24 protein-coding genes are annotated in these 21,752 nt (G+C 56.4%); 8 read left to right on the plus strand and 16 right to left on the minus strand.

What is annotated here, in order from left to right; translation table 11 throughout:
- Positions 1 to 39: 39 nt before the first annotated feature.
- Positions 40 to 771: a helix-turn-helix domain-containing protein gene (locus AC2FAK_RS15925; protein WP_045901495.1), complete on the minus strand. Its 732-nt coding sequence runs from the start codon at positions 769 to 771 to the stop codon at positions 40 to 42.
- A 98-nt stretch (positions 772 to 869) separates the two neighbouring features.
- Here AC2FAK_RS15925 and AC2FAK_RS15930 point away from each other — a divergent pair, with 98 nt between their 5' ends.
- Positions 870 to 1,289: a nuclear transport factor 2 family protein gene (locus AC2FAK_RS15930; protein ID WP_020690742.1), complete on the plus strand. Its 420-nt coding sequence runs from the start codon at positions 870 to 872 to the stop codon at positions 1,287 to 1,289.
- Positions 1,290 to 1,370: 81 nt separating this feature from the next.
- On the opposite strand, the gene AC2FAK_RS15935 is transcribed toward AC2FAK_RS15930, so the two are convergent.
- A complete protein-coding gene (locus AC2FAK_RS15935; RefSeq protein ID WP_038420464.1) occupies positions 1,371 to 2,552 on the minus strand; it encodes an aminotransferase-like domain-containing protein in 1,182 nt (393 codons plus the stop codon).
- 19 nt (positions 2,553 to 2,571) lie between these two features.
- Positions 2,572 to 3,459 carry a LysR family transcriptional regulator gene (locus AC2FAK_RS15940; RefSeq protein ID WP_095455312.1) on the minus strand — a complete coding sequence of 296 codons (888 nt, stop codon included), beginning with the start codon at positions 3,457 to 3,459 and terminating at the stop codon, positions 2,572 to 2,574.
- 97 nt (positions 3,460 to 3,556) lie between these two features.
- On the opposite strand from AC2FAK_RS15940, the gene AC2FAK_RS15945 reads away from it, so the two are divergent.
- Positions 3,557 to 4,159, plus strand: a complete 603-nt coding sequence (locus AC2FAK_RS15945; protein WP_095455311.1) for a short chain dehydrogenase — start codon at positions 3,557 to 3,559, stop codon at positions 4,157 to 4,159.
- Between the two features lie 37 nt (positions 4,160 to 4,196).
- On the opposite strand, the gene AC2FAK_RS15950 is transcribed toward AC2FAK_RS15945, so the two are convergent.
- The 4 genes from AC2FAK_RS15950 to AC2FAK_RS15965 are packed head-to-tail and all read right to left on the minus strand — an operon-like array spanning position 4,197 to position 8,169.
- A complete protein-coding gene (locus AC2FAK_RS15950) occupies positions 4,197 to 5,195 on the minus strand; it encodes a transketolase family protein (RefSeq protein ID WP_375714096.1) in 999 nt (332 codons plus the stop codon).
- Positions 5,195 to 6,040, minus strand: coding sequence for a transketolase (locus tag AC2FAK_RS15955; RefSeq protein WP_013098399.1), 846 nt, complete (start codon positions 6,038 to 6,040; stop codon positions 5,195 to 5,197). Before AC2FAK_RS15955 ends, AC2FAK_RS15950 begins: the two co-directional genes overlap by 1 nt.
- Positions 6,041 to 6,052: 12 nt before the next feature.
- Positions 6,053 to 6,802, minus strand: a complete 750-nt coding sequence (locus tag AC2FAK_RS15960; RefSeq protein WP_023620857.1) for an SDR family NAD(P)-dependent oxidoreductase — start codon at positions 6,800 to 6,802, stop codon at positions 6,053 to 6,055.
- 35 nt (positions 6,803 to 6,837) lie between these two features.
- On the minus strand, positions 6,838 to 8,169 hold the full coding sequence (locus tag AC2FAK_RS15965) for an MFS transporter (protein ID WP_095455310.1): 1,332 nt from the start codon (positions 8,167 to 8,169) through the stop codon (positions 6,838 to 6,840).
- 215 nt (positions 8,170 to 8,384) lie between these two features.
- Between AC2FAK_RS15965 and AC2FAK_RS15970 the strand changes: the two genes are divergently transcribed.
- Positions 8,385 to 9,305, plus strand: coding sequence for a LysR substrate-binding domain-containing protein (locus AC2FAK_RS15970; RefSeq protein WP_013098402.1), 921 nt, complete (start codon positions 8,385 to 8,387; stop codon positions 9,303 to 9,305).
- 95 nt (positions 9,306 to 9,400) lie between these two features.
- On the opposite strand, the gene AC2FAK_RS15975 is transcribed toward AC2FAK_RS15970, so the two are convergent.
- From AC2FAK_RS15975 to AC2FAK_RS16000, 6 genes are all read right to left on the minus strand, one after another.
- A complete protein-coding gene (locus AC2FAK_RS15975; protein ID WP_095455309.1) occupies positions 9,401 to 10,780 on the minus strand; it encodes an amidohydrolase family protein in 1,380 nt (459 codons plus the stop codon).
- Position 10,781: 1 nt separating this feature from the next.
- Positions 10,782 to 11,738, minus strand: coding sequence for a carbamate kinase family protein (locus AC2FAK_RS15980; protein ID WP_020684934.1), 957 nt, complete (start codon positions 11,736 to 11,738; stop codon positions 10,782 to 10,784).
- Positions 11,735 to 13,288, minus strand: coding sequence for a xanthine permease (locus tag AC2FAK_RS15985; protein ID WP_095455308.1), 1,554 nt, complete (start codon positions 13,286 to 13,288; stop codon positions 11,735 to 11,737). Before AC2FAK_RS15985 ends, AC2FAK_RS15980 begins: the two co-directional genes overlap by 4 nt.
- Positions 13,289 to 13,299: 11 nt before the next feature.
- Positions 13,300 to 14,715, minus strand: a complete 1,416-nt coding sequence (locus AC2FAK_RS15990) for a YlbE family protein (RefSeq protein WP_170942754.1) — start codon at positions 14,713 to 14,715, stop codon at positions 13,300 to 13,302.
- Positions 14,715 to 16,256 (minus strand): acyl-CoA synthetase FdrA, encoded by a 1,542-nt coding sequence (gene fdrA / locus AC2FAK_RS15995; RefSeq protein ID WP_062676657.1) that lies wholly within the window; start codon positions 16,254 to 16,256, stop codon positions 14,715 to 14,717. The genes AC2FAK_RS15990 and fdrA overlap by 1 nt, the downstream gene beginning before the upstream one ends.
- A 106-nt stretch (positions 16,257 to 16,362) precedes the next feature.
- Positions 16,363 to 16,968 (minus strand): ankyrin repeat domain-containing protein, encoded by a 606-nt coding sequence (locus AC2FAK_RS16000; protein ID WP_014832999.1) that lies wholly within the window; start codon positions 16,966 to 16,968, stop codon positions 16,363 to 16,365.
- A 318-nt stretch (positions 16,969 to 17,286) separates the two neighbouring features.
- On the opposite strand from AC2FAK_RS16000, the gene AC2FAK_RS16005 reads away from it, so the two are divergent.
- Positions 17,287 to 18,216 carry a LysR substrate-binding domain-containing protein gene (locus AC2FAK_RS16005; protein WP_020684930.1) on the plus strand — a complete coding sequence of 310 codons (930 nt, stop codon included), beginning with the start codon at positions 17,287 to 17,289 and terminating at the stop codon, positions 18,214 to 18,216.
- On the opposite strand, the gene AC2FAK_RS16010 is transcribed toward AC2FAK_RS16005, so the two are convergent.
- Positions 18,213 to 18,371, minus strand: coding sequence for a YqaE/Pmp3 family membrane protein (locus AC2FAK_RS16010; RefSeq protein ID WP_013098410.1), 159 nt, complete (start codon positions 18,369 to 18,371; stop codon positions 18,213 to 18,215). The genes AC2FAK_RS16005 and AC2FAK_RS16010 overlap by 4 nt on opposite strands.
- 178 nt (positions 18,372 to 18,549) lie before the next feature.
- Here AC2FAK_RS16010 and AC2FAK_RS16015 point away from each other — a divergent pair, with 178 nt between their 5' ends.
- Together AC2FAK_RS16015 and AC2FAK_RS16020 are read left to right on the plus strand one after the other, a co-directional pair.
- Positions 18,550 to 19,071, plus strand: coding sequence for a rhodanese family protein (locus AC2FAK_RS16015; RefSeq protein ID WP_058678779.1), 522 nt, complete (start codon positions 18,550 to 18,552; stop codon positions 19,069 to 19,071).
- A gap of 79 nt (positions 19,072 to 19,150) precedes the next feature.
- Positions 19,151 to 19,330: a YodC family protein gene (locus AC2FAK_RS16020; RefSeq protein WP_023621597.1), complete on the plus strand. Its 180-nt coding sequence runs from the start codon at positions 19,151 to 19,153 to the stop codon at positions 19,328 to 19,330.
- A gap of 38 nt (positions 19,331 to 19,368) precedes the next feature.
- On the opposite strand, the gene stpA is transcribed toward AC2FAK_RS16020, so the two are convergent.
- Positions 19,369 to 19,773: a DNA-binding protein StpA gene (stpA, locus tag AC2FAK_RS16025; RefSeq protein ID WP_013098413.1), complete on the minus strand. Its 405-nt coding sequence runs from the start codon at positions 19,771 to 19,773 to the stop codon at positions 19,369 to 19,371.
- A gap of 479 nt (positions 19,774 to 20,252) precedes the next feature.
- Between stpA and alaE the strand changes: the two genes are divergently transcribed.
- Positions 20,253 to 20,702: an L-alanine exporter AlaE gene (gene alaE / locus AC2FAK_RS16030; RefSeq protein ID WP_013098416.1), complete on the plus strand. Its 450-nt coding sequence runs from the start codon at positions 20,253 to 20,255 to the stop codon at positions 20,700 to 20,702.
- 32 nt (positions 20,703 to 20,734) lie between these two features.
- On the opposite strand, the gene AC2FAK_RS16035 is transcribed toward alaE, so the two are convergent.
- On the minus strand, positions 20,735 to 21,079 hold the full coding sequence (locus AC2FAK_RS16035; protein ID WP_013098417.1) for a DUF2002 family protein: 345 nt from the start codon (positions 21,077 to 21,079) through the stop codon (positions 20,735 to 20,737).
- Between the two features lie 160 nt (positions 21,080 to 21,239).
- On the opposite strand from AC2FAK_RS16035, the gene AC2FAK_RS16040 reads away from it, so the two are divergent.
- Positions 21,240 to 21,566, plus strand: coding sequence for an ElaB/YgaM/YqjD family protein (locus AC2FAK_RS16040; RefSeq protein ID WP_046889284.1), 327 nt, complete (start codon positions 21,240 to 21,242; stop codon positions 21,564 to 21,566).
- Positions 21,567 to 21,752: the final 186 nt, after the last annotated feature.

The raw sequence follows: 21,752 nt of genomic DNA on the forward strand, positions 1-21,752 counted from the left end.
AATCGTTAAAAGAGCGGGATCTCAACGACGCCACGCGCATTACCTTCGCCCAAAAGGGGCTTCTTTAAGCGCCCACTGCCCCGGCGTTTTACCGGTCCACGCGCTGAAAACCTCAATGAATGCGCTGACGCTGCTGTAACCGCAAGACAGCGCAATCCATCCCACCGGCTTCCCCGCGGCCAGCCACTCCATTGCCTGCATAACGCGCGCCAGTTGCCGCCAGTTAACGAAGTTCATTCCGGTCTGGGCACGAAACCGACGGTTGAACGTACGCACGCTCATCCCCGCCTGGCGGGCATGGCTCTCAACCGTCTGATTATCATCGACAAACTGCAGCAAATGCCTGACCACGTCCTTCAGACGCGGATCCGTCGGCACGGGCAGAGTAAAGTGCACCTGGGGTGCCACGGCAAGCTCATCCAGCAGCAGGGTGAGCTTTCGCGGATCGTACTCGCTTTCAGCAACGCTTAAGCGGGAAAACAGTGCATGGGTAAGATCGTCGGGCTCGAACAGGGCGGGCACATCGGGAAGTCTTGCGCAACAGGCGGGGTCAAGATAGATGGCGCTGCCTTCTATCGCGCTTTCAGAAAAGGCGGCGTGCTGATTACCTGGCGGGATCCAGCCGATGTGTTTTGCCGGTACGACCGAGCGCCCCCGCTGCGACTCAATCACCAGCAGACCCGTTGCAATGCGCCACAGCTGGCCAGCGCGATGGCTGTGCCAGGGGGTTCGGTACCCGCCAGGATGAAGGAGCGTCTCAGTACTGACCATATCATTTTGACCGAAAATCGTTATTCATCGGCGTATTACAGAAACTGCGTCTTTGGCTGTCAAGGATAATGGCGACTAAACCACATAAGGAGCCCTTAATGAGCATAATCACATCCCTGATAGCCGACACCGACAATGCCGCACAGCGCGAAAAGATGGCGTGCCTGTTAACCCGCTTATTCAACGGCGATATCGATCCGGCAGAGGTCTTTACGCCCGATTACCAGCAGGTTACGGACGGTCACACGCTTGATTACCGGGGATTTATCCAGCACCTGAGTCACGTCAGCTCGCAGACTCGCACGATCGCCTTCACCGTGGCGGAGATAGCCTGTCATGACGAACTTCTGGCTGACCGGCATATCGTGACGGTCACGTATCCTGGCGGTCGTCAGGCAGAGATCGAGGTTTACCTGTTTGCCGCGCTGCGTGAAGGGAAAATCTGGCGGATCCATGAAGTCACCCGGGCCCTCAGCGGCGATGCTTCAGATCGCACGCTGGCCCATGCGACAGAGTAACGTCACGGTGAGGTAAGGTTATATACCTCAACAAAACGCGTATTGCGCATAACGGCAGGAGCGCCATTATGCGCAGGTCTTTTACAGCGATTTTTTCAGGCGACGAACCGCCTCTTTCAGCTCTTCATCCGTTGGCGTGACAAACGACATACGCAGCGTCGAATGGTCTGGCTCATTGCAGTAGAAAAATTCGCCCGGGACAAATACTACGCCGTTACTTAACGTCTTTTCCAGCCAGCGCGTGGTATTACTACCATTTTTCATATTCGCCCACAGGAACATGCCGCCCTTCGGCTTGTGGAACGACATCACATCGCCCAGCTCGGCTTCCAGTTCGTTGGCGAACGTCTGGTACTTCTGACGATAGGCTTCGCGGATCATTTTGATCTGCCCGGCCAGACGCCCGGTTTTCAGGTATTCGTAAGTCATCAGCTGCGACAGCGTACTGGTGTGCAGATCGGTGGTTTGCTTCAGGTTCACCACCGCACGCTTCAGCCACTCCGGCACCAGCACCCAGCCCACACGGGTGCCCGGCGCGAGAATTTTAGAGAAGGTTGAGGTATACACCACATTCTCTTCGTTGCCGATATCTTTGGCATGGGCAATTAACGGGCGGAAAACTTCGTCGGTGTAATTAATTTCGCTGTACGGATCGTCTTCGATAATCACGAAGTCATAGCGCTTCGAGAGTTCCACCAGCTGTTTACGGCGCGCCTCAGACAGCGTAACGCCACCCGGGTTACCAAATGTCGGCACAATATAAACCGCTTTGATGGGTTTATTTGCCACCAGGGCTTCGAGTTCATCCACTTTCATGCCGTCGCCATCGGTGCCAACGGATTCGAAATTCGCCTGCGCCAGACCAAAGACCTGCAGCGCAGCAAGATAGGTTGGGCGTTCGACGACGACGGTATCGCCCGGATTAATTAACGCGCGCGCCAGCACGTCGAGGGATTGTTGTGAACCGGAGGTCACGACCACATCATCCGCTTTGCAGCGGATCCCGCGCCCTTCGCAGATGCGCTGAATCTCTTCCCGCAGTCCCGGCACACCCTCGGTCAGACCATACTGGAAGGCTTCACCAAAATGCTGCGACAGTACGGCATCAGCGGCGATTTTCAGGCCTTCGTGATCGAACAAGGCCGGGTTAGGAATACCCCCACCCAGCGAAATGACGCCTGCCATTTTGCTATGTTTTAATAATTCACGGATGGCGGAAGATTGCAGGCCCTGCGCGCTGCTGGCGAGTTTGTTTGCAGACATTCTTTGATTACCTTCTTTTTTATATTGTGCCCAATCTTAGCAGAATATGAGCAATAAATTCCGTTAGCTTCGGGAGGGGACGTAAATCCTGACGCCACAGTAAATGCACCGGCCTCGGCGCGGGTGTAAACGGCTCCAGAACCCGAACCAGCCTGCCGCTTGCCAGCTCTTCCGCCACCAGCACCTCCGGCTGCAGAAGCAGCCCTGCCCCGGCGCGCGCCGCCATGCGTAAGCCGTAGCCGTCGTTGCATCGTAAAATGGCATCGCGCTTCCAGCGCACTTCGCCCTCCACACCCGGCAACCGCCATTCGTTGCGCGCGGTCCATACCGTGTGGGAAAGGCAGAGATGGTCCACCAGATCGGCAGGGGTTTGCGGCGTACCGTGGCGCGCCAGATAATCCGGCGACGCGCAGATCACCATGTTGTAAGGACACAGGTATTTCGCCACCAGATCGTCATTGCGAATATCACCAATGCGAATGGCCAGATCGACCCCCTCTTCCACCAGATCCACCATCCGGTTAGTGAGATCCAGTTCGATACGCACTGCCGGATAGCGCTGCAGAAAGGTGGCGGTAAGCGGCGCGATAACGCAGCCGCCAAACGACGTAGGTGCCGTCACGCGCAGGGTGCCCGCCGGTGCGGCGCGCAGACGTTCCACCGCGCTTTCGGCAATGGCCACCTGCTCCAGCACCCGCTTCGCCTCGTCATAATAGACCCGTCCGGCGTCGGTCAGGCTTTGACGCCGCGTATTGCGCTCCAGCAGACGGGTGCCAAGCTGTGATTCCAGCAGCGCAATGTACTTCCCCACCATCACCGACGACATATCCAGCCGGGACGCCGCACCGGTGAAGCTGCCGCTTTCCACCACGGCGATAAACGTTTCCATGCCGCGAAGCTTATCCATATTACAAACCTCTGGTTAGCAATCTTCTAACTTTAGCCCAGTTTATCCGACTTTTAATTTATTAAAGAATGAAGGCTCATAACATGAGGAGTCGGCTATGAAAATCGTCATTATTGGTGCCAGCGGTACGGTTGGTCGTGCAGTAGCGGAAGAGTTGGGTCGTCGTCATGAGGTCATCCGCGTCGGCCGCACGCAGGGGGACTATCAGGTGGATATCACCTCGCAGGCGAGCGTCCAGGCGCTGTTTGAAAAGGTTGGCCCGGTGGATGCGATTGTCTCCGCCAGCGGCGGGTTGTACTTTGGCCCCCTCGCCACCATGAAGGACAGCGATTTCAATCAGGGGTTACAGGATAAACTGCTCGGACAGGTGCGCCTGGCGCTGACCGGCCAGCACTACCTGAACGATGGCGGCTCCATTACCCTGATTAGCGGGATTGTGGCGCACGAGCCCATCGCGCAGGGCGTCAATGCCACCACGGTGAATGCCGCGCTGGAAGGGTTTGTTCGCGCTGCCGCCTGCGAGCTGCCGCGTGGGATCCGCATCAACCTGATAAGCCCGACGGTCCTCACTGAATCGGTCGAAACGTACGACGGCTTCTTCCCGGGCTTTGAAAGCGTGCCGGCCGCCACCGTGGCGCAAGCCTATCGCCGCAGCGTGGAAGGGGTGCAGACCGGGCGGGTGTATAAGGTGGGTTACTGAAGCAGGAAAGGGGCGAGGAACGCTCGCCCCGTCACGATCAGAGCCTGCGTCGGATTTTCTCCACCATAGCGGTGGTTGAGATCCCGTAGCGGTCGTGCAGGGTTGGCAGCGCACCCGCATCAAGGAACGCGTCCGGCAGTGCGACGGTATCGAAATCCACGTTCGCGCGGTTGCGCATTAACAGCGACGCGACGGCCTCACACAGCCCGCCAACGCTGCTGTGGTTTTCCGCCACAATAACCAGCCGTCCCGGCTTCGCGGCCTGCGCCAGAATGGTCTCCTCATCCAGCGGTTTAATGGTGGGCGAGTGCAGTACCGCCACGCTGACGTTATCCTTACGCAGCTGCTTTGCTGCCTCCAGCGCGCGCATGGTCATTAGCCCTGAGGCGATGATCAGAACGTCGCTCCCCTCTTCCAGCAGCGCGGCTTTGCCCAGCGTAAACTGGTAATTGTACTGGTCCAGCACCACCGGCACCTTGCCGCGCAGCAGTCGCATATACACCGGCCCATTGTGCGCCGCGATCGCCGGTACAGCCTGTTCGGTGTCTATCGCGTCGCAGGGATCGATGATGGTCATCCCCGGAATACCGCGCATAATCGCAATATCTTCCGTCGCCTGGTGGCTCGGACCGTAGCCCGTGGTTAACCCCGGCAGTGCAGCGCATATCTTCACGTTGAGATGCTCTTCGGCGATAACCTGATGAATAAAATCGTAGGCACGACGGGTGGCAAAGACCGCATATGTCGTGGCGAAGGGAATAAACCCCTCTTTTGCCATTCCCCCGGCCGCGCCCATCAAGAGTTGCTCCGCCATCCCCATCTGGAAGAAACGTTCCGGATACGCCTGGGCAAAGATATGCAGATCGGTATATTTCGACAAATCCGCCGTCATACCGACAACTTCCGGGCGCTGTTCCGCCAGCTTCACCAGCGCATGGCCAAACGGTGCAGAGCGCGTCTCCTGGCCGTCTTCCGCAATAGAGGCAATCATGGCCGACGTGGTTAAACGCGGTTTTTTCTCTGTTATCTGGCTCATTACAGCACTCCTTCAGGTTTGTTGGCATCCAGCACGGCGAGTGCCTTTTGCCACTCGTCAGCATCCACGCGAATAAAATGGTTCTTGTCACGTTGTTCGAGGAAAGGCACACCTTTGCCCATCAGCGTGTCGCACAAAATGACGCGTGGCTGGTTTTCCGGATAGCGTCTGGCGTTATCAAACGCCGCCACCAGCGCAGGGACATCGTTGCCATTTACGCGCTGCACATACCAGCCGAACGAGGTCCATTTATCTTCCAGCGGCTCAAAGCCAAGGATCTTGTGCGAATTGCCGTCTGCCTGCTGGCGGTTAATGTCCACCAGCACGATCAGGTTCGACAGGCCATGGTGCGCTGCAGACATAGCCGCTTCCCAGGTTGATCCTTCGTCAAGCTCACCGTCCGACATGGAGTTAACGACCCATGCCGCGCTCTGCTTGTGCTTCAGCCCCAGCGCCATGCCGACCCCAATACTTAACCCCTGTCCCAGCGAACCACCGGAGATCTCCATGCCCGGCGTGTAAGTTGCCATACCGGACATTGGCAGGCGGCTGTCGTCCGAGCCGTAGGTCTCCAGCTCCTCTTCAGGAATGATCCCGGCTTCAATCAGAGCGGCATAACAGGCAATGGCGTAATGACCGTGGGAAAGCAGAAAACGGTCACGGCCTTCCCACTCCGGCTCGTCCGGCTTGAGGTTCATACCGTGGGTAAACGCGGTGGCCAGTACGTCGGCATAGCCCAGCGCCTGCCCGATGTAGCCCTGCCCCTGCACTTCGCCCATGCGCAGCGCATAGCGGCGAATACGCCATGCCGCCGCAGCAACCTGTTGAACTGTGGTATCCGTCATCGTCGAGTCTCCTTAATGGATCAGCATGCCGCCGTTCACGTCGAGCGTGATACCGGTGGAGTAAGACGAAAGGTCGCTGCCAAGGAACAGCGCGGCGCGGGCAATATCCTGCGCGTCGCCGAGGCGGTTAAGCGGAATGCCCGCCAGGATGGCGGTTTTCATCTCATCGCTGAGCTTGCCTGCGGTGATGTCCGTCTGGATAAGGCCGGGTGTAATGCAGTTTACGCGTACGTTATCCGGACCCAGCTCGCGGGCCATCGCTTTCGCCAGGCCCAGAACACCTGCTTTAGCTGCGCTGTAGTGGGGGCCGCCAAAAATACCGCCGCCGCGCTGTGCTGATACCGATGAAATGCAGACAATGCTGCCTGACTTCTGCGCGCGCATGGTGGGGATCACCGCCTGGGACATCAGCAGCGTGCCGCGCAGGCTGACGTCCAGCACCGCGTCGTAATTCTCGCGTTTAATATCCATCAGCTTAATCGGCTGAGTAATACCGGCGTTATTCACCAGAATATCGATGCGCCCGTATTTTCCCAGCACCTGCTCAATGGCGGCGTTGACCTGTAATTCATTGCTGACGTTCGCCGCAAGGCCCAGATGCTCTTCACCCAGATTCGCCGCCGCTGCCCGACTGGCCTCAGCATCTAAATCGATAATCACCACCTTCGCACCCTGCCCGGCATATAATTTAGCCGTGGCAAAACCCAAACCGCGTACAGAAGCCGCGCCGGTAATAACGGCGACTTTATCTTTCAGTAGCATATATTTACTCCACTATGGTAAAAGGAATTTATTTTTTATTTCGGTTCATCCAGCAACATAATCACAAACAGGCCAATCGCTGCACAAACACCGAAATAAATAAAGACAGAGTTAAAACTGCCTGTTTTATCCAGCAGAAAACCCGCCAGCATCGGGGAAACAAATCCGCCGAGATTTCCGCCGCTATTGATAATTGACGCAGCTATCGGATAGGTTTTACTGTCCGCAACGGCCATACCGTAAGCCGTAAAAGCAGGCCAGCCGATATTCAGACAGAGGCCGACAAAAAACAGCCCCACGCAAACCGCAACGGTGCTTTGCGGAATATTCAGCATGATGACCATCATTAACACGGTACTGATGGCGGTAAACATCATGGTCGGTTTACGCCGACGGCCGAGCAGTTTGTCGGATACGTAACCGCCAAAAATCGCCCCGATAAATCCGCCGATGCACGGCATACTGGCGACCAGCCCCATGCTCATAAACGTAAAGCCTTTCTCTTTCACCAGATAGAGCGGGATCCACGTCAACAGGCCATACAGCACGCTGACCATCATGAAATAGGCCAGACAGTCGCCGAGGATATTCTTCGAAGTAAACAGCCCTTTTACCGTGCTCACCGGGGCTAAGTCCCGCACGCGAATCAGGCGGTCAAGGCGCGCAAAGCCCGGTGAAATCACGATGTTTTCCCGTCTGGCGTCCGGCGTCTCCTGACCCACAGTAATGGTCTCCAGTTCGGCTTTAGAGACGAATGCGCTCTCTGATGGTCTGGTGCGCACCAGCAGATACCACAGAACGGCAATGACCAGACCGGGGATCGCGAAGGAGAAGAAGACCCAACGCCAGCCCCAGGTCATGGCGATCCACACCGCCAGCGGCGGCACGAGGATCGGCGCGAACATGGTGGCCGCGATGTAGACGCCGGTGGCGGTGGCCTTCTCCCTGGGTGGAAACCAGTTATTGATGGTGGAGGCCAGCCCGACGGGGCACGGCCCCTCCGTTAACCCCAGCCCCAGACGAATAAACTTCAGCCCAAGAACCGAGGTTGCCGCGCCCATCAGCCAGGTAAACGCCGAGAAGCCGAATATCGACAGCGCCACCATGCCGCGAATACCCTTTTTGGCGATAAAAAAGCCCGCTGGAATTTGGCTCAATGCGTATCCCAAAAAGAACATACTGGCGATGGCACCGGCTTCGAAATTATTAATATGAAACTCATCAATGATAAAGGGCAGTACTGCACCAATATTTGTTCGGTCAGCATAGTTAATGGCATACACAATAAAAATTAATGCCAGCACAACGAAACGGTAATTGGTTTTTTTAGTGTTTATGTAGGGGACAGCATGTTCTATACGAGACATAACTTACCTCATTATTCGAACAACGTGAGTCGTTTTATTTTTACGTTCAAGGTCAATATATCGGCTCATGAATGAAACACCATTCAATAAACCTCATTTATTGCTGAGATAAATTTGATTCGCGATACAGCTCAAAAAAAAAACCTCGGGATAAAATTGCCCTCATATCGTCTCAATGTTATGTTTTTTATCAATAAACATAACAGGAGTAGGCTATGTCCGCGCAGGATCGCCAGACGTTATCACTGCCCTCGCTCAGAAATTTGCAGGCATTCATCGCCGTCGCTAACGCATTGAGCATCCATCAGGCGGCCGAACAGCTCAACGTCACCCCCTCCGCGGTCAGCCATCAGATCGCGTCGCTGGAGTCGTGGATGGGCAAGAAATTATTCATCCGCAGCGGCAAAGGGGTTCAGCTCACCCCAACGGGAGAAAAATATCTGCGGGAGGTCTCGGCGGCGATGAGCGCCATCGGACGCGCCACCGATCAGATCGTCAAAGAGAAAGATAACGCCGTGCTTCGGGTGCACTCCTCGCCCACCTTCGGGTTGTCATGGCTGTTGCGCCGCCTGGGTAAGTTTCGCGCCGAATATCCCGATATCACCATCAATCTCACCTGCTCCTATGAGAATCTGCAATTCGCCAGAGATAATATTGATATTGATATCCGCCACGGTATCCCGGACTGGGATGCTTACCGGGTGATGACCATAAAAAACGACACGCTGGTGGTGCTGGCCTCGCCGGAGTATGCGCAAAAACACCCCATCAGCACACCCACCGATCTGCTGCAACAGTCACTCATCTCGTCCACCAGCACTCTGGTGAACTGGGAAAAATGGTTCGCCTGGCACAATATCGACCGGCCCTGGCTCAACTTCAGCCTCAGCTTTGACCGCTCCTATATGAGCTTTGAAGCGGCGCGCATGGGGCTGGGATTTATCCTTGAGAGCAAAATGATGGCGACAGACCACCTGAAAGATGGCTCACTGGTGCAGGTACTGCCGGATGAGATGGGGATCGCCATTAACGCGCATCATCTGGTAATGCCGCATATGCATGAACGCGCGTGGAAGATCCAGCAGTTCGTTGAGTGGATTGACCGGGAGCTGCGGCTGTCGGGTTATCATCTGTAACGTCGGGTGGCGGCTTCGCCTTACCCGACCTACAAAATCTGCGGCCTGTTGCCCTCACCCCAACCCTCTCCCACCGGGAGAGGGAGAAATGCACATCAACCCACCGTGCCCCAGACAAGGTTCCCCTTATGGAAGGTCGCGGTGCGCGGAGATATGCGCGCCACCGCCTCGGCGGAACAGGAGGCGTCCACCAGCACAAAGCTGGCGTCGTCCTGCGCTTTCGGCCAGACGCGTTCACCTTTGTCGTTCAGCGGCAGTACGTCACCGGTCGCAATACCTAAAGCGCGGGACAGCGTCTGCTCATTAGGGCGGATATAGAGCTGGGCGTAGAGATTCGCTTTTTCCAGCATGTCCCCCAGGCCGTACGGCGACCAGTGGTCGATCACGCTGTCGGTCCCCGTCATCACGAACACGCCCTTCTCACGCAGCTGCTTCAGCGGCATATGCAGTGTGCCAATCGGCACGGTGGAGGCGATGGTCACCTGCTGTGCCGCCATGCGGGTGGCGATCTCATCCACCTGCTGCTCGTTGAGCGTCGCCAGCGCGAAGGCGTGGCTGATGGTCAGCTTGCCCTTCAGCGCTGGCGTTTTCTCCACGGTTTCGACCATGTAATTCACCGCCGCCACGCCCGCCGGGCTGGTTTCGTGCAGGTGAATATCCACCCCTTTGTCGTAATCCAGCGCAATCTGGAACATGGTGTCGAGAGATTTCTCCATCGCCCCGTCAACGTTGGTCGGGTCCAGCCCGCCCACGTAGTGCGCCCCGGCCTGCATCGCCTCGCGCATCAGCTTTTCGGAATTCGACAGCAGCAGGCCGTGCTGTGGAAACGCCACGATCTCGCAGTCAAATCCGGGCTTGCGACGCGCCAGCACCGCCTGCAGGTTCTCGAGATTCTTCAGGCCCGAGACCGGCTCAATATTGCAGTGGCTGCGGGCGAGGGTGGAGCCTTTCGACTGGATCAGATCGATCAGCTTTTCGGCGCGCTCCTGGGTATAAGGCTGGAGTTCGGGGAGCAGCTTCTGCTCAAGGCGGATCATATCCTGAATGGTGGTACCCGCCGGGCGGTTGAGCGAACGCCACGGGCCGCCGTAGAAGGTTTTATCCAGGTGAATGTGCATATCGCGCATCGCCGGGAGCATCAGCTTGCCGCCCGCGTCATAGTGCGGCAGGGTGGCGTCCACGTGATTTTTGTTATCCCGCAGGGCGACAATTTTCCCGTCTTTGATCTCCAGCGTTTTCAGCTCGGTGCGGGTGCTCGTCGCCACGCCGCCGTCGACGTTAAATCCGGCCTCCAGCAGCAAGTTGTCCAGGTAGTAGTGTTTAGCGGTGATGTTCATCGGTTTGCCCGTCTCGCAGGTTGGTTTTGCGGAATCGGCAGCATACGCGACGGAGCCGGTCGCGCCAAACAGCGCGCAGGCGGTGACCATTTTGCCGCTCTGGCTGATAAATTCACGGCGGCTTTTATTTTCACTCATCTTATCTTCCTTCATTAACAATATGGGTACCGGTTTCCCCGCGCAGCGCGGCGGGCAGGCAGTCTGGCGAGGTGATGATCACGCGCTTGCCGCCATGGTGTAAAAATTCCAGCGAGGCGACGATTTTGGGCAGCATGCTGCCCGCCGGGAAATGGCCCTCGTCTTTGTAACGGGTCATCTGCGCCACGCTCACCGTGTCCAGCGCCTGCTGATTCGGCTTGCCAAAGTGGATGCACACTTTTTCGACCCCGGTGGTGATCACCAGTACGTCGGCGCGGATCTCGCGCGCCAGCAGCGCGGTGGAGAGATCTTTATCAATCACCGCGTCAACGCTCTGGTAATCGCCCTGCTCAGTGCGCACCACCGGAATACCGCCGCCGCCCGCGCCAATCACCACAAAGCCTTTTTGCGTCAGGGTCTTGATGGCATCGGCTTCAACAATGCGTAACGGCTGCGGCGACGCCACCACGCGACGATAGCCCCGGCCAGAATCCTCAACAAAGTGCCAGTCCGGATGCGCCTGCTGCAGTTCATCGCGCTGCGCTTCGCTGAAGAATGCGCCGATGGGCTTGGTCGGGTGGCTAAAGCCCGGATCGTTTTTATCCACCTCCACCTGAGTGACAACGGTGACCGCTTTTTGCTCACCGCGCGCAGACAGGCGGTTGTTAAGCGCCTGCTGGATCAGGTAGCCGATACCGCCCTGCGTATCCGCCACGCAGTTGGCCAGCGGCGTGAGCGGCAGTCCCTCCCGCTCGTGGGCAATTTCAGCGCGGCGGAGATCCAGCCCCACCTGGGGGCCATTGCCGTGGGTAAGCACGATGTCATAGTCCGAGGCCAGCATCTCCAGCACCGACTCTGCCACCGCTTTAACCGCCTGCGCCTGATGCTCTACCGACTGGCTGGCGTTGTCTTTGATAATGCTGTTGCCGCCAATGGCGACGACCATAAGCTCTTTCATACGTTTTCCTTCGCAACAGTACCCGGCTCAGCGCTCGCCACTTCCCGGCTGTCGAGAACATGCTTCACCACAAACATGCCGCCCATCATCAGATACGCGGTCACAAACATCAGCGAACTGCCTTCGGCAAAGCCCACCACCGGGGCGTGGATCACGCCAAACAGCGCCAGCAGCGCGCCACCGGCGGCGGCAACGGCCCCGCGCAGCGGTTTGTTGATGATGGCGAAGATGGCGATACACCCCCACAGCATGCTGGCGAGCGGTGCGCCGCTGCCCAGATGCACCAACCCTTCGTAGTAGATCCCTTTACTGTGCAGCACGTCAGTGCCGATTTTCGTCGCGCTGGTGCCCGCCGCGCCCATCACGCTGTTCATCATGGTCAACGCCCAGTTGGCGATCCACGGGAACAGGCAGATGAAAATCACGGGCACCTCCACTTTGGGCGTTTCCCTCACCACCTGGTTGGCGGTGACAACGCCGATAAACACCAGGATCGGCACGATGGCGGTCATCGGAATGATGGCGAGCATAAACGCCCCCAGCCCGAACAGCGGCACGATAAACATGGTCACGCCGGAGGCCAGCGTGTAGCCGATGCTGGCGCCCATCGCTTTCCAGCCCGCATGACCCACATAGACCGTCACCGGGAACGGATTGCCCATCAGGCAGCCGAGCATGGAGGCCAGGCCGTTCGCCAGCATTACCTTGCGGGTCGGGTACTCGTCTCCCGCCGCGTGGGCGCTTTCAATGTTTTCCAGGTCGAAGATGTAGTTCGCCAGCCCCAGCGGCACGGCAGACGCCAGATACGGCAGCGCGTGCGGCAAGCCCTGCAGGAAACCTTCTACATGGACTTCGGGCGGGTTAAAGCCGAAAGAGGACATCGAGGCTTTAATTGCCTCCGGGCTTTGCAGGCCGGAGATCCACGCTAACACCGTGCCAGCAATCAACAACAGCAGACCGGTCGGGATCCTTGCGAAGATCGGTTTTTTGCCAAACCAGTTAATGAAGATCAGCAGCAGCACGATGAACGACACGGTGGGCGCTTCAAACGCCTGCAGCATCGGGTTCATCGCCAGCAGCAGCAGGCCCAGGCCCGACAGACACGAGAGCAGCACGGTTCGCGGGATCATCTTGCGGATGGTCTCCCCCAGGAAAGAGCCGCCCGCCAGAATCATCGCCTCGACAAAGCACCACACCAGACCAATCTGGATGGCAAAATCCGCGTCACCGGTTTGCTGGTAGACCGGCATTAAGACCAGAAAGGTGACGGTAAAAATCGACGGCGCGCTCGGGCCAGACGGTAGCGCAGTCACGTCCGTTCGTCCGGTGGCACGCGCCATTTGCAGGCCAAACCACGCGTAGCAGACGCTCGCCACCAGCACCGCCAGCCCGAAGGCCGGCGCGATGCGTCCATAAACAATCTCCTTCGGGATGCCGACGACAAAAATGAGCAACCCCATCATGGTCAGCAAATTGGTCAGGTTGTTGGTCATCAACCCGAAATATGCCGCCCAGTCACCTCTTTTCCACTCCAGTTTCATGTTTTTCATGGATGCTTGCCTTATAAAAAGTAGCGATCGCGGAAGGTCAACAGCGCCTTTTCAAAACAGCTAAACGGCGGGTGCACAATGCCCGCGCCAATCATGCCAATACCGGCGTCTTTGTGGGCAATGGCGGTGTTAATCACCGGCAGAATGCCGCTGCCCGCGACTTTGGTGATGTCGATGGCGGTTGGAATCCCCATAAACGACAGCAGCGGAATGGTGACGTTCGGGTTTTCACCGAGGGTGATTTCGCGCATCTGGCGGGAGAAGTCGATGGCCTCTTCCACCGTGCCGCCCACCAGCGCGACAATCGCCGGGGCCGTCGCCATCGCAAAGCCGCCGATACCGTAGGTTTCCGTGATGGCGCTATCGCCGATATCCAGCCCGGAGTCTTCCGGCTTGTAACCCGCGAACATCGGGCCAATCACCTGCTGCGCCGGGCCGGTGAACCACTGCCCTGGCAGGCCAGAGACGCGCAGACCAAACTCGTAGCCGTTACGCGCCATGGTGGTGACCACGGTGCTGTACTCAATGCCGTGGGCGGCGTCCAGCGCGGCCTTACACATCGCCATCCACGTCGGGCCGGAGAAGTAGTCGCTGCTGGCGACAAACTCAAATACCTCGCGCTGCTGCGCCACCGGATAGCCCGCCTGGATCAGCCCCGGCGTCAGCGCCTGGATCAGCAGTGTGGTGCCCGCGTTGTTGCGGTTGTGGCATTCGTCACCCATGTGCAGCGCCTGAGCCAGCATCAGGCGCAGATCGATTTCGCCGATAATCTTCATGGCGTCGCGCAGCATCGGGCCAAGCACATCGCGCATCCAGTTCAGACGGTCGATGACGCTCTGGTCGTTGGCGCCCATGCGCAGGATCTTCGCCATCTGCTCGCTGAGGTTGGTGTAGGCGCGGTTGCCGTAGGTTTTATTCTCAACGATATGCATAAACATCGACGCGGAGGTAACGCCCGCCATCGAGCCCACGCAGTCGTGCTCGTGGCACGGCGAGAAGGTGATGTCGCCTGAAGCCGCCAGCCTTGCCGCCTCCTCCAGATCGTTCGCCAGCCCTTCAAACACCAGCGCGCCGGTGACAGCGCCTTTCATCGCGCCACACATATTTTCCCAGCTCACCGGAGGACCGGCATGCAGAATGGTGGTACGGGTCATCCCCGGCACAACGTTAATCGCCTGGTCGTACCCCACCAGCACCGGGTGGGACTGAATGATGCGCTCCAGCGCAATCTTGTTGGCGGCAGCGATCTTCTCTGCCAGCGGCTCCGCGGCCAGCTGGTCGAGCGCTTCGACGATCTGCATATTTCCCTGCCCCGGCGGTGCCCAGTCGAGCTGGGTGACGGGGACGTGCTGTTTTTTAAGATCGTCACTGAACAGCGCAATACCGACGTTAATGACGTTCAGCGGTTGGTTGAATAAGGTGGTCATCAGGCGTTCTCCCCTTTGCAGACAAATTCGCGTGCCAGTAATCCGGTGTTAGTACTGCTGCTGGCCCAGATCACGCCGGCATCGGTCAGAAGCTGGCACTGCTGCGCCAGCGACTGGGGATCCTGGTCGGTGCCCAACACGTAGCCGAGGATCTCCAGCGGACGGTTATCGGCTTTCGCAATCGCCTGCGCCTCTTTAATGGCATCGAGCATCACGCCGACCGGATCCTCATGCGCGCCAAAGCCCAGCACGAAGTCCATCACAATTACGCCCACTTCCGGATCGCGCGCCTCCTGCAGCAGGCGGCTGATGCGGTTGGTCGGGTCGATCATCGGGTGCGGTTTGCCGTTGGTGAAATCGTCATCCCCAAAATCGAGGAAGGTGTGAGCCTGGCTGACGTTAATGTCGCGCAGGCGTTTCGCCGGATCGGGCTGAATGTTGCTGTAGACGTCGTCGTACTTCTCAAGCGCGGCGAACATCGCTTCATCACACAGGGTGCCGCCACAGAACAGACCGCGAATGTATTTCTGCTGCGGAGTGAGACGGGCGCGCACCTCTTCAATCAGGGGCCAGTTGAGCGGATGCAGGTCAAGGGACGCTTTGTTGATACCGGTGAGCAGCACGGCCTTCAGGGCCGCCTCTTTGGTGCCGCGGGCGAACTGCAGACCGTCTTCATCGGCGGGCGGTTCGTTGCGTCCAAGGAAGCAGGCGATGACGGGTTTGCGACAGGCCCGGGCACGCGCCAGCACCTTTTCTGCCACCGCTGGCGCTGGCGGTTTGGAGATCAGCGCGATGACCTGGGTGGCATCGTCGGCCTCCAGCATGTCGATGGCGTCGAGCATCATCAGACCACCGATTTTTTCACTGAGATCGCGCCCGCCGGTGCCAATCAGCTGCGATACCCCGCCGCCAAATTCATGAATGCGCACGCTCAGCTCCTGGCTACCGGTGCCGGACGCCCCGACAATGCCTGTCGACCCGCGGCGTACAGCGTTGGCGAAGCACAGTCCTGCGCCGTTGATGATGGCAGTGCCGCAGTCTGGCCCCATCATCAGCAGCCTTTTCTGGTGCGCCAGCTGCTTGAGCGCCAGCTCATCGTCGAGGGATACGTTATCGGAAAAGAGCATCACGTTGAGATCGTTTTCAAGCGCCTTGCGCGCTTCGCGTGCCGCAAACATGCCGTTTACTGAAATCACCGCCAGGTTACTGTCGGGACGGTGGGCTTTCGCGCTGGCCAGAGTCGCGTAGCGTGCTTCATGGGTGCCCGCGCTCTCTTTTCGGGTGAATAACGCTTCAATCGCCGCCAGGGTTTCATCATTGGCCGCGTCGCCTTTAATGACGATCATCAGATCGCCGTTTTTTGCATCCTCTAATTCCGGCGTTAACAGCCCGAGGTTTTTTAATACGCCTTTGTTCATTTCCGTCGCCATCGCCACAAACGCCTGTTCAACGCCTGGCAATTTATTGGCTTTGGTGGAAACGGACATTAATGAGACGGAGTCAAAATACGTGTTCTTTTTAATCACGATTTTTGTGGGCATTATTTTCTCCTGAATGCGGATAAAAGGGGGCCGCCGTCGTGCAAAATGCACGTCGGAAAAATACGTTTGAAATGGGGGCCAGCCGGAAACAGGCTGGCCGAATAAATTACGCGCCCGCCGCCAGCAGCAGGTCAGCTATCGCGTGGTAGCCTTTTTCCCGCGCCAGTTCGAGCGGGGTTTTACCGTATTTATCGGTCATGTGCGGATTCGCACCGTGGTCCAGCAGCAGCTTCACGATCGCCTGCTGTTTCGGGCCGCCGTCATTCAGGACAATGGCTTCCAGCAGCGGCGTCCAGCCGACGAAGTTGGTGTGATTAACGTTAATATCGGTCTTTTCCAGCAGCTCGCGGACAATTTCCACATGTCCTTTCTCACTGGCGGGCGTAATCCCCACTCCGCCGAAGCGCGTCAGACGGTCCAGATCCGGGTTGGCGGGCAGAACAAGCCGCAGCAGGGTTAAATCATTGGTCAGGCAGCTTATCAGGAAGGGGTTAAAACAGGTCTGGTCCTGTTTATCTATATCCGCACCGGCGTCAATTAATAACGCGACACAGGGGTAATGTTTTTTCAGGCTGGCAATAACAATGGCGGTTCTTTTCTGACGGTTGGTGGCGTTAATATCGACACCTTTCTCAAGGCAGGCTTTTAGCGCGTCGACATTACCCTGCTCTGCCGCCAGTAAAAATTCCGTCACAAGTTCGTTCGCAGACATACAGACTCCCGATGGTGTGTTGCTGATGACCTGAGAATAGCAACAGCCCTTTCAGAAAAGAATCCGCTTAAAAATCATTCATCGACAGGCAATTCATTGTTGAGTTAAATTCAACGGTTCAGCCAAAACGTGCGTCTGTGCAACCTTTTTCTTATGGGTAAGCGTTTTTTCAGGCCATTCACGGCATTTTGCTTATGACCAAAGAAGCCTTGCATAACAAGGCCTGTAGCTAAACATCAGAACTGTGACCGCCGTCAAATGCGTTGTTACGCCGCTGTTAAAATATGTTCAAAACTGATGGTAACCCGGAGCCGTAATATGAATTCCATCTTTACTGAAGAGAATCTGCTGGCCTTCACCACGGCGGCGCGTTTTGGCAGTTTCAGCAAAGCCGCCGCCGAGCTGGGTGTGACCACGTCGGCCATCAGTTACACAATCAAACGTATGGAGACCGGGCTGGACGTGGTGCTGTTTGTGCGTAACACCCGCAGCATCGAGCTGACCGAGTCCGGCTTTTACTTTTACCGCAAGGCTACCGATCTGCTGAACGATTTCTATGCTATCAGGCGTGGGATAGACACCATCTCTCAGGGCATCGAGGCGCGGGTACGCATCTGCATCAATCAGCTTTTGTATACCCCACGTCATACCGCGCGGCTGCTGCAGGTGCTGAAAAAGCAGTTTCCCACTTGCCAGATCACCGTCACCACGGAGGTCTATAACGGCGTCTGGGACTCAATCATCAATAACCAGGCCAATATCGCGATTGGCGCGCCGGATACGCTTCTTGACGGCGGCGGCATTGATTACACGGAGATTGGCGCTATTCGCTGGGTATTCGCCATCGCGCCGGAACACCCGCTGGCGTTTGTCCCGGAACCGATCGCGGAAAGCCAGCTGCGCCTCTACCCGAACATCATGGTGGAGGACACCGCGCATACCATTAATAAGAAGGTCGGCTGGCTGCTGCACGGGCAGGAGGCGATTCTGGTGCCGGATTTTAACACCAAATGCCAGTGTCAGATTCTGGGGGAAGGGATCGGTTTTTTACCGGAATACATGGCCCGGGAGGCCGTAGCGGACGGGCTGCTGGTGACACGACGCATCAATAACCCGCGTCAGGATTCGCGCATGCTGCTTGCCACGCAGCATGCGGCGACCGGCCAGGTTACGCGCTGGATCAAACAGCAGTTCGGCCCGCAGGGCGTACTGACCGGGATCTACAGCGACTTACTGTGGCGTACCTAGTTTCTCGTCTGAACCCAAAACGCGTGGATAAGTCCAGGGAAGTAGCCCAGTATGGTCAGAAGGATATTCAGGATAAACGCCCAGCCCAGTCCCTTGCCAAGCAGTACGCCCAGCGGCGGGAGAATAATCGTAAAAACAACACGCCAAAAACCCATAAAGACTCCGTGCAAGCTAACCAATTGAAAATTATAAAAGAGACATCTCTAAGCGTAGCCAGTTTACGGGTAACTGCCATTCGGCTGGCGCGCTTTTACCTGCCTTTACCCTCTTTACACTGGCTTAAATCCTTCTTTAAATACTCTACTACATAAATCACGACCGTAAGGAAACACCATGTCTCTTCCTCTGATTACGCCACAGCAGGCAAACGCGCTTATTGATGACGGCGCAAAGCTGATTGATATTCGCGATCCTGACGAATATGCCCGCGAGCATATTCCCGTCGCACAGTCCGTGCCACTGGACACCTTACCCGGCGCACTGAACGCCGGGGCGGGTGAAACGGTGATTTTTCACTGCCAGTCCGGGGCCAGAACATCGAACAACGCCGCACGTCTTGCCCAGGCGGCGTCGCCTGCTCAGGCCCTGGTGGTCGAGGGCGGTATTCAGGGCTGGAAACAGGCCGGACTGCCGACCGTAGAAGATAAATCCCAGCCGCTGCCGCTGATGCGTCAGGTGCAAATTGCTGCCGGGCTGCTGATTCTGTGCGGCGTGGTGCTGGGCTATACGCTCTCCAGCGGCTTCTTCCTGCTGAGCGGTTTTGTCGGGGCCGGGCTTCTGTTTGCTGGCCTGACCGGATTTTGCGGCATGGCAAGACTGCTCAAGGTGATGCCGTGGAACAGACATACCTCATAAGCAGTAATCGATGAACCCTGCTGTACCCGGCGTGTGACGTGGGCTACAGTGAAGATCGCTAAAACGATGAGGAGGTTCTATGTTTTCTGTCGGTGATTATGTGCAACCGCGTCAGGGCGGCCCGAAACTGAAAGTGCTCGAAGTGAATGGGGATAGCATTGTGGCCGTTCAGGCCAGCAATGAGCAGGGCGAGAAATATACCCTGAAAGCAGCGGATGTTGCGCTGTACACCGAAGACGGTGATTTTGGCGTCTGCTAAACAGACAACCGGGCGGAGTCTTCCGCCCGGCTCACGCATTAGATCAGAAAATCATCCAGTGATTTGCCGTTTTCCAGCGCATTGGCAATAGGCTTCGGCGTGCGGCCCTGACCGGTCCACGTTTTCTCTTCACCGTTCTGGTCAATAAAGCGATATTTTGCTTCACGCGGCTTACGTTTTTTCGCCGATTTACCCGCATGCGCCAGCTCTACACCCAGCAGATCGGACGGTGAAATACCATCGGCTTTCATCCGTTCCAGCAGAGCATTAATTTTTTCCTGCTGCTCAGCGCGCTGTTGCTCTAATTCCGCCTGCTCACTACGTTTCTCTTCAGCAACGACCCTGACTTTTTCCAGCATTTCCTCAAGAACGTCCAGGGATAATTCACGCGCCATGGCGCGCAGAGTTCGGATATTATTAAGATTCTGTAACGTCAAAGACATATTATTTGAAAACCTTTTTTGTGGTGAGTCGTAAAATCAAAGCGAAGAATAATTCATTTCAAACATAATATCCACCCATCGACGCTTTTTGTCATTATTGTAAATATTTTTAAAGACACAGCTTATATTATCCGGATATCGCGTTATCGCGCTGCTTTTTATAAACATTCATAACAACATAAACGGTCGGTTTTAAGTCAAATCACAGGAGGGTACGCTGCGCGCTGCGTGTCGCACGGTCGCCGCCCACGCATTGCAAGCAACTTGTTGATTTTGCGCATCAAAAAACAGGACGAGAAAGAAAATAACGAAGCGAGCAAAAAACCATCATCTTTAGAGGATTTTGTGGAAAAAACGCGAATAAATAAAAATTTAACACTAGTTGTTAGTTTAAAGCCAGAAGGATACGCTATACACGTCAACCAAACCAACCCAAATCACTAAGATCATTACTTTTGTGCGTCTCAAGGAGCTCAGCCATGTTCTCACCGCAATCTCGCCTGCGCCACGCGGTAGCGGATACTTTCGCGATGGTTGTCTACTGTTCCGTCGTGAACATGCTGATTGAAATATTCCTCTCCGGAATGACCTTCGAGCAGTCACTTTCTTCGCGTCTGGTAGCGATCCCGGTGAACATTATTATCGCCTGGCCTTACGGCTTATACCGTGATGCCGTGATGCGCTTCGCCCGCCGCATCAGCCCGTCTGGCTGGATGAAAAACCTGGCAGATGTGCTGGCCTATGTGACGTTTCAGTCGCCTGTGTATGTGGCGATCCTGTTGACGGTGGGGGCAGACTGGCATCAGATTGCCGCAGCAGTGAGCTCAAATATCGTGATTTCGATGTTGATGGGCGCGGTGTATGGCTATTTCCTCGACTACTGTCGCCGCCTGTTCAGGGTCAGCCAGTACAGCCAGGCAAAAGCCTGATATGAAGCGACTGGCATATGCCAGTCGCAGTATTATTGTGCGTCGCCAAACAGTCCCTTCAGAAACCGCTCCAGCGCCATACGCGAGCTAAAACCATGCGGAATACCATAATGCTCGTGCGTCTCGCCGCCTAAATAGAGCGGAAATTGCTGGTAGTGATCGCAGGTTTTAATATCCGAGGCAGGCTCAGCAAATGACAGACTTCTGTCTTTCAGCGTCGGGTGAATAATAAGAGCGGTACGCCCCATTCTGGCTTCACGATTCACGTAAACATAATTCTCGCCACGGCGATAGCCATACGCTTTTGGCGTCACTTCATCCATGGTGAATCCCGCTTTTTCAAGAACGCGCGCCACCTCATCCGGTCGTAAATACATATCTTTTCCTCGTTATCTTTTCCTGCCCGGCAACCTTACAGTATTCAGCATTAGCAGGGCTTTCAGAATATTCCATAAACGGCCTGATGAGTCGTGACTCGCTTCAGATATTAAATTTCTGAACTAAACTAAACCGGAAGACAAAATTATGGAGGATCGTATGTTTAACAGACCGAACCGAAACGATATTAACGACGACGCTCAGGATATTCGTAATGATGTCAGCAAATTAGCGGACACGCTGGAAGAGGTGCTGAAATCCTGGGGCTCCGATGCGAAGGACGATGCGGAGGCCGCAAAACGTAAGGCTCAGTCTCTGCTGCGTGAAACCCGTGCCCGTATGCATGGCCGTTCACGCGCCACCCAGGCTGCCTGCGACATGGCGAGTTGCGCCACCACCTTCGTTCGTGAAAAACCGCTGTGTACCCTGGGTACGGTCGCGGCGGTGGGTATTTTTGTTGGCGCCCTGCTTAGCCTGCGTAAGTAAGCACGCGTTATCAGCCCCGGTTGCCTCTGGCGCCGGGGCTTTTCATTGCCTGAAAGCCTGAAAAACCCGTGTAGCCTGCCCTGCCCCGCTGTGCTCATCATTGGGGCGCCATCAATCTGAATTTCCCATATCTTGTATGGTTGAAAATTAGCACAACTACATCTAGTATTCCCTTTAGCAAGACAC

The sequence above is a fragment of the Enterobacter cloacae complex sp. 394F7 genome (genome assembly GCF_057320385.1).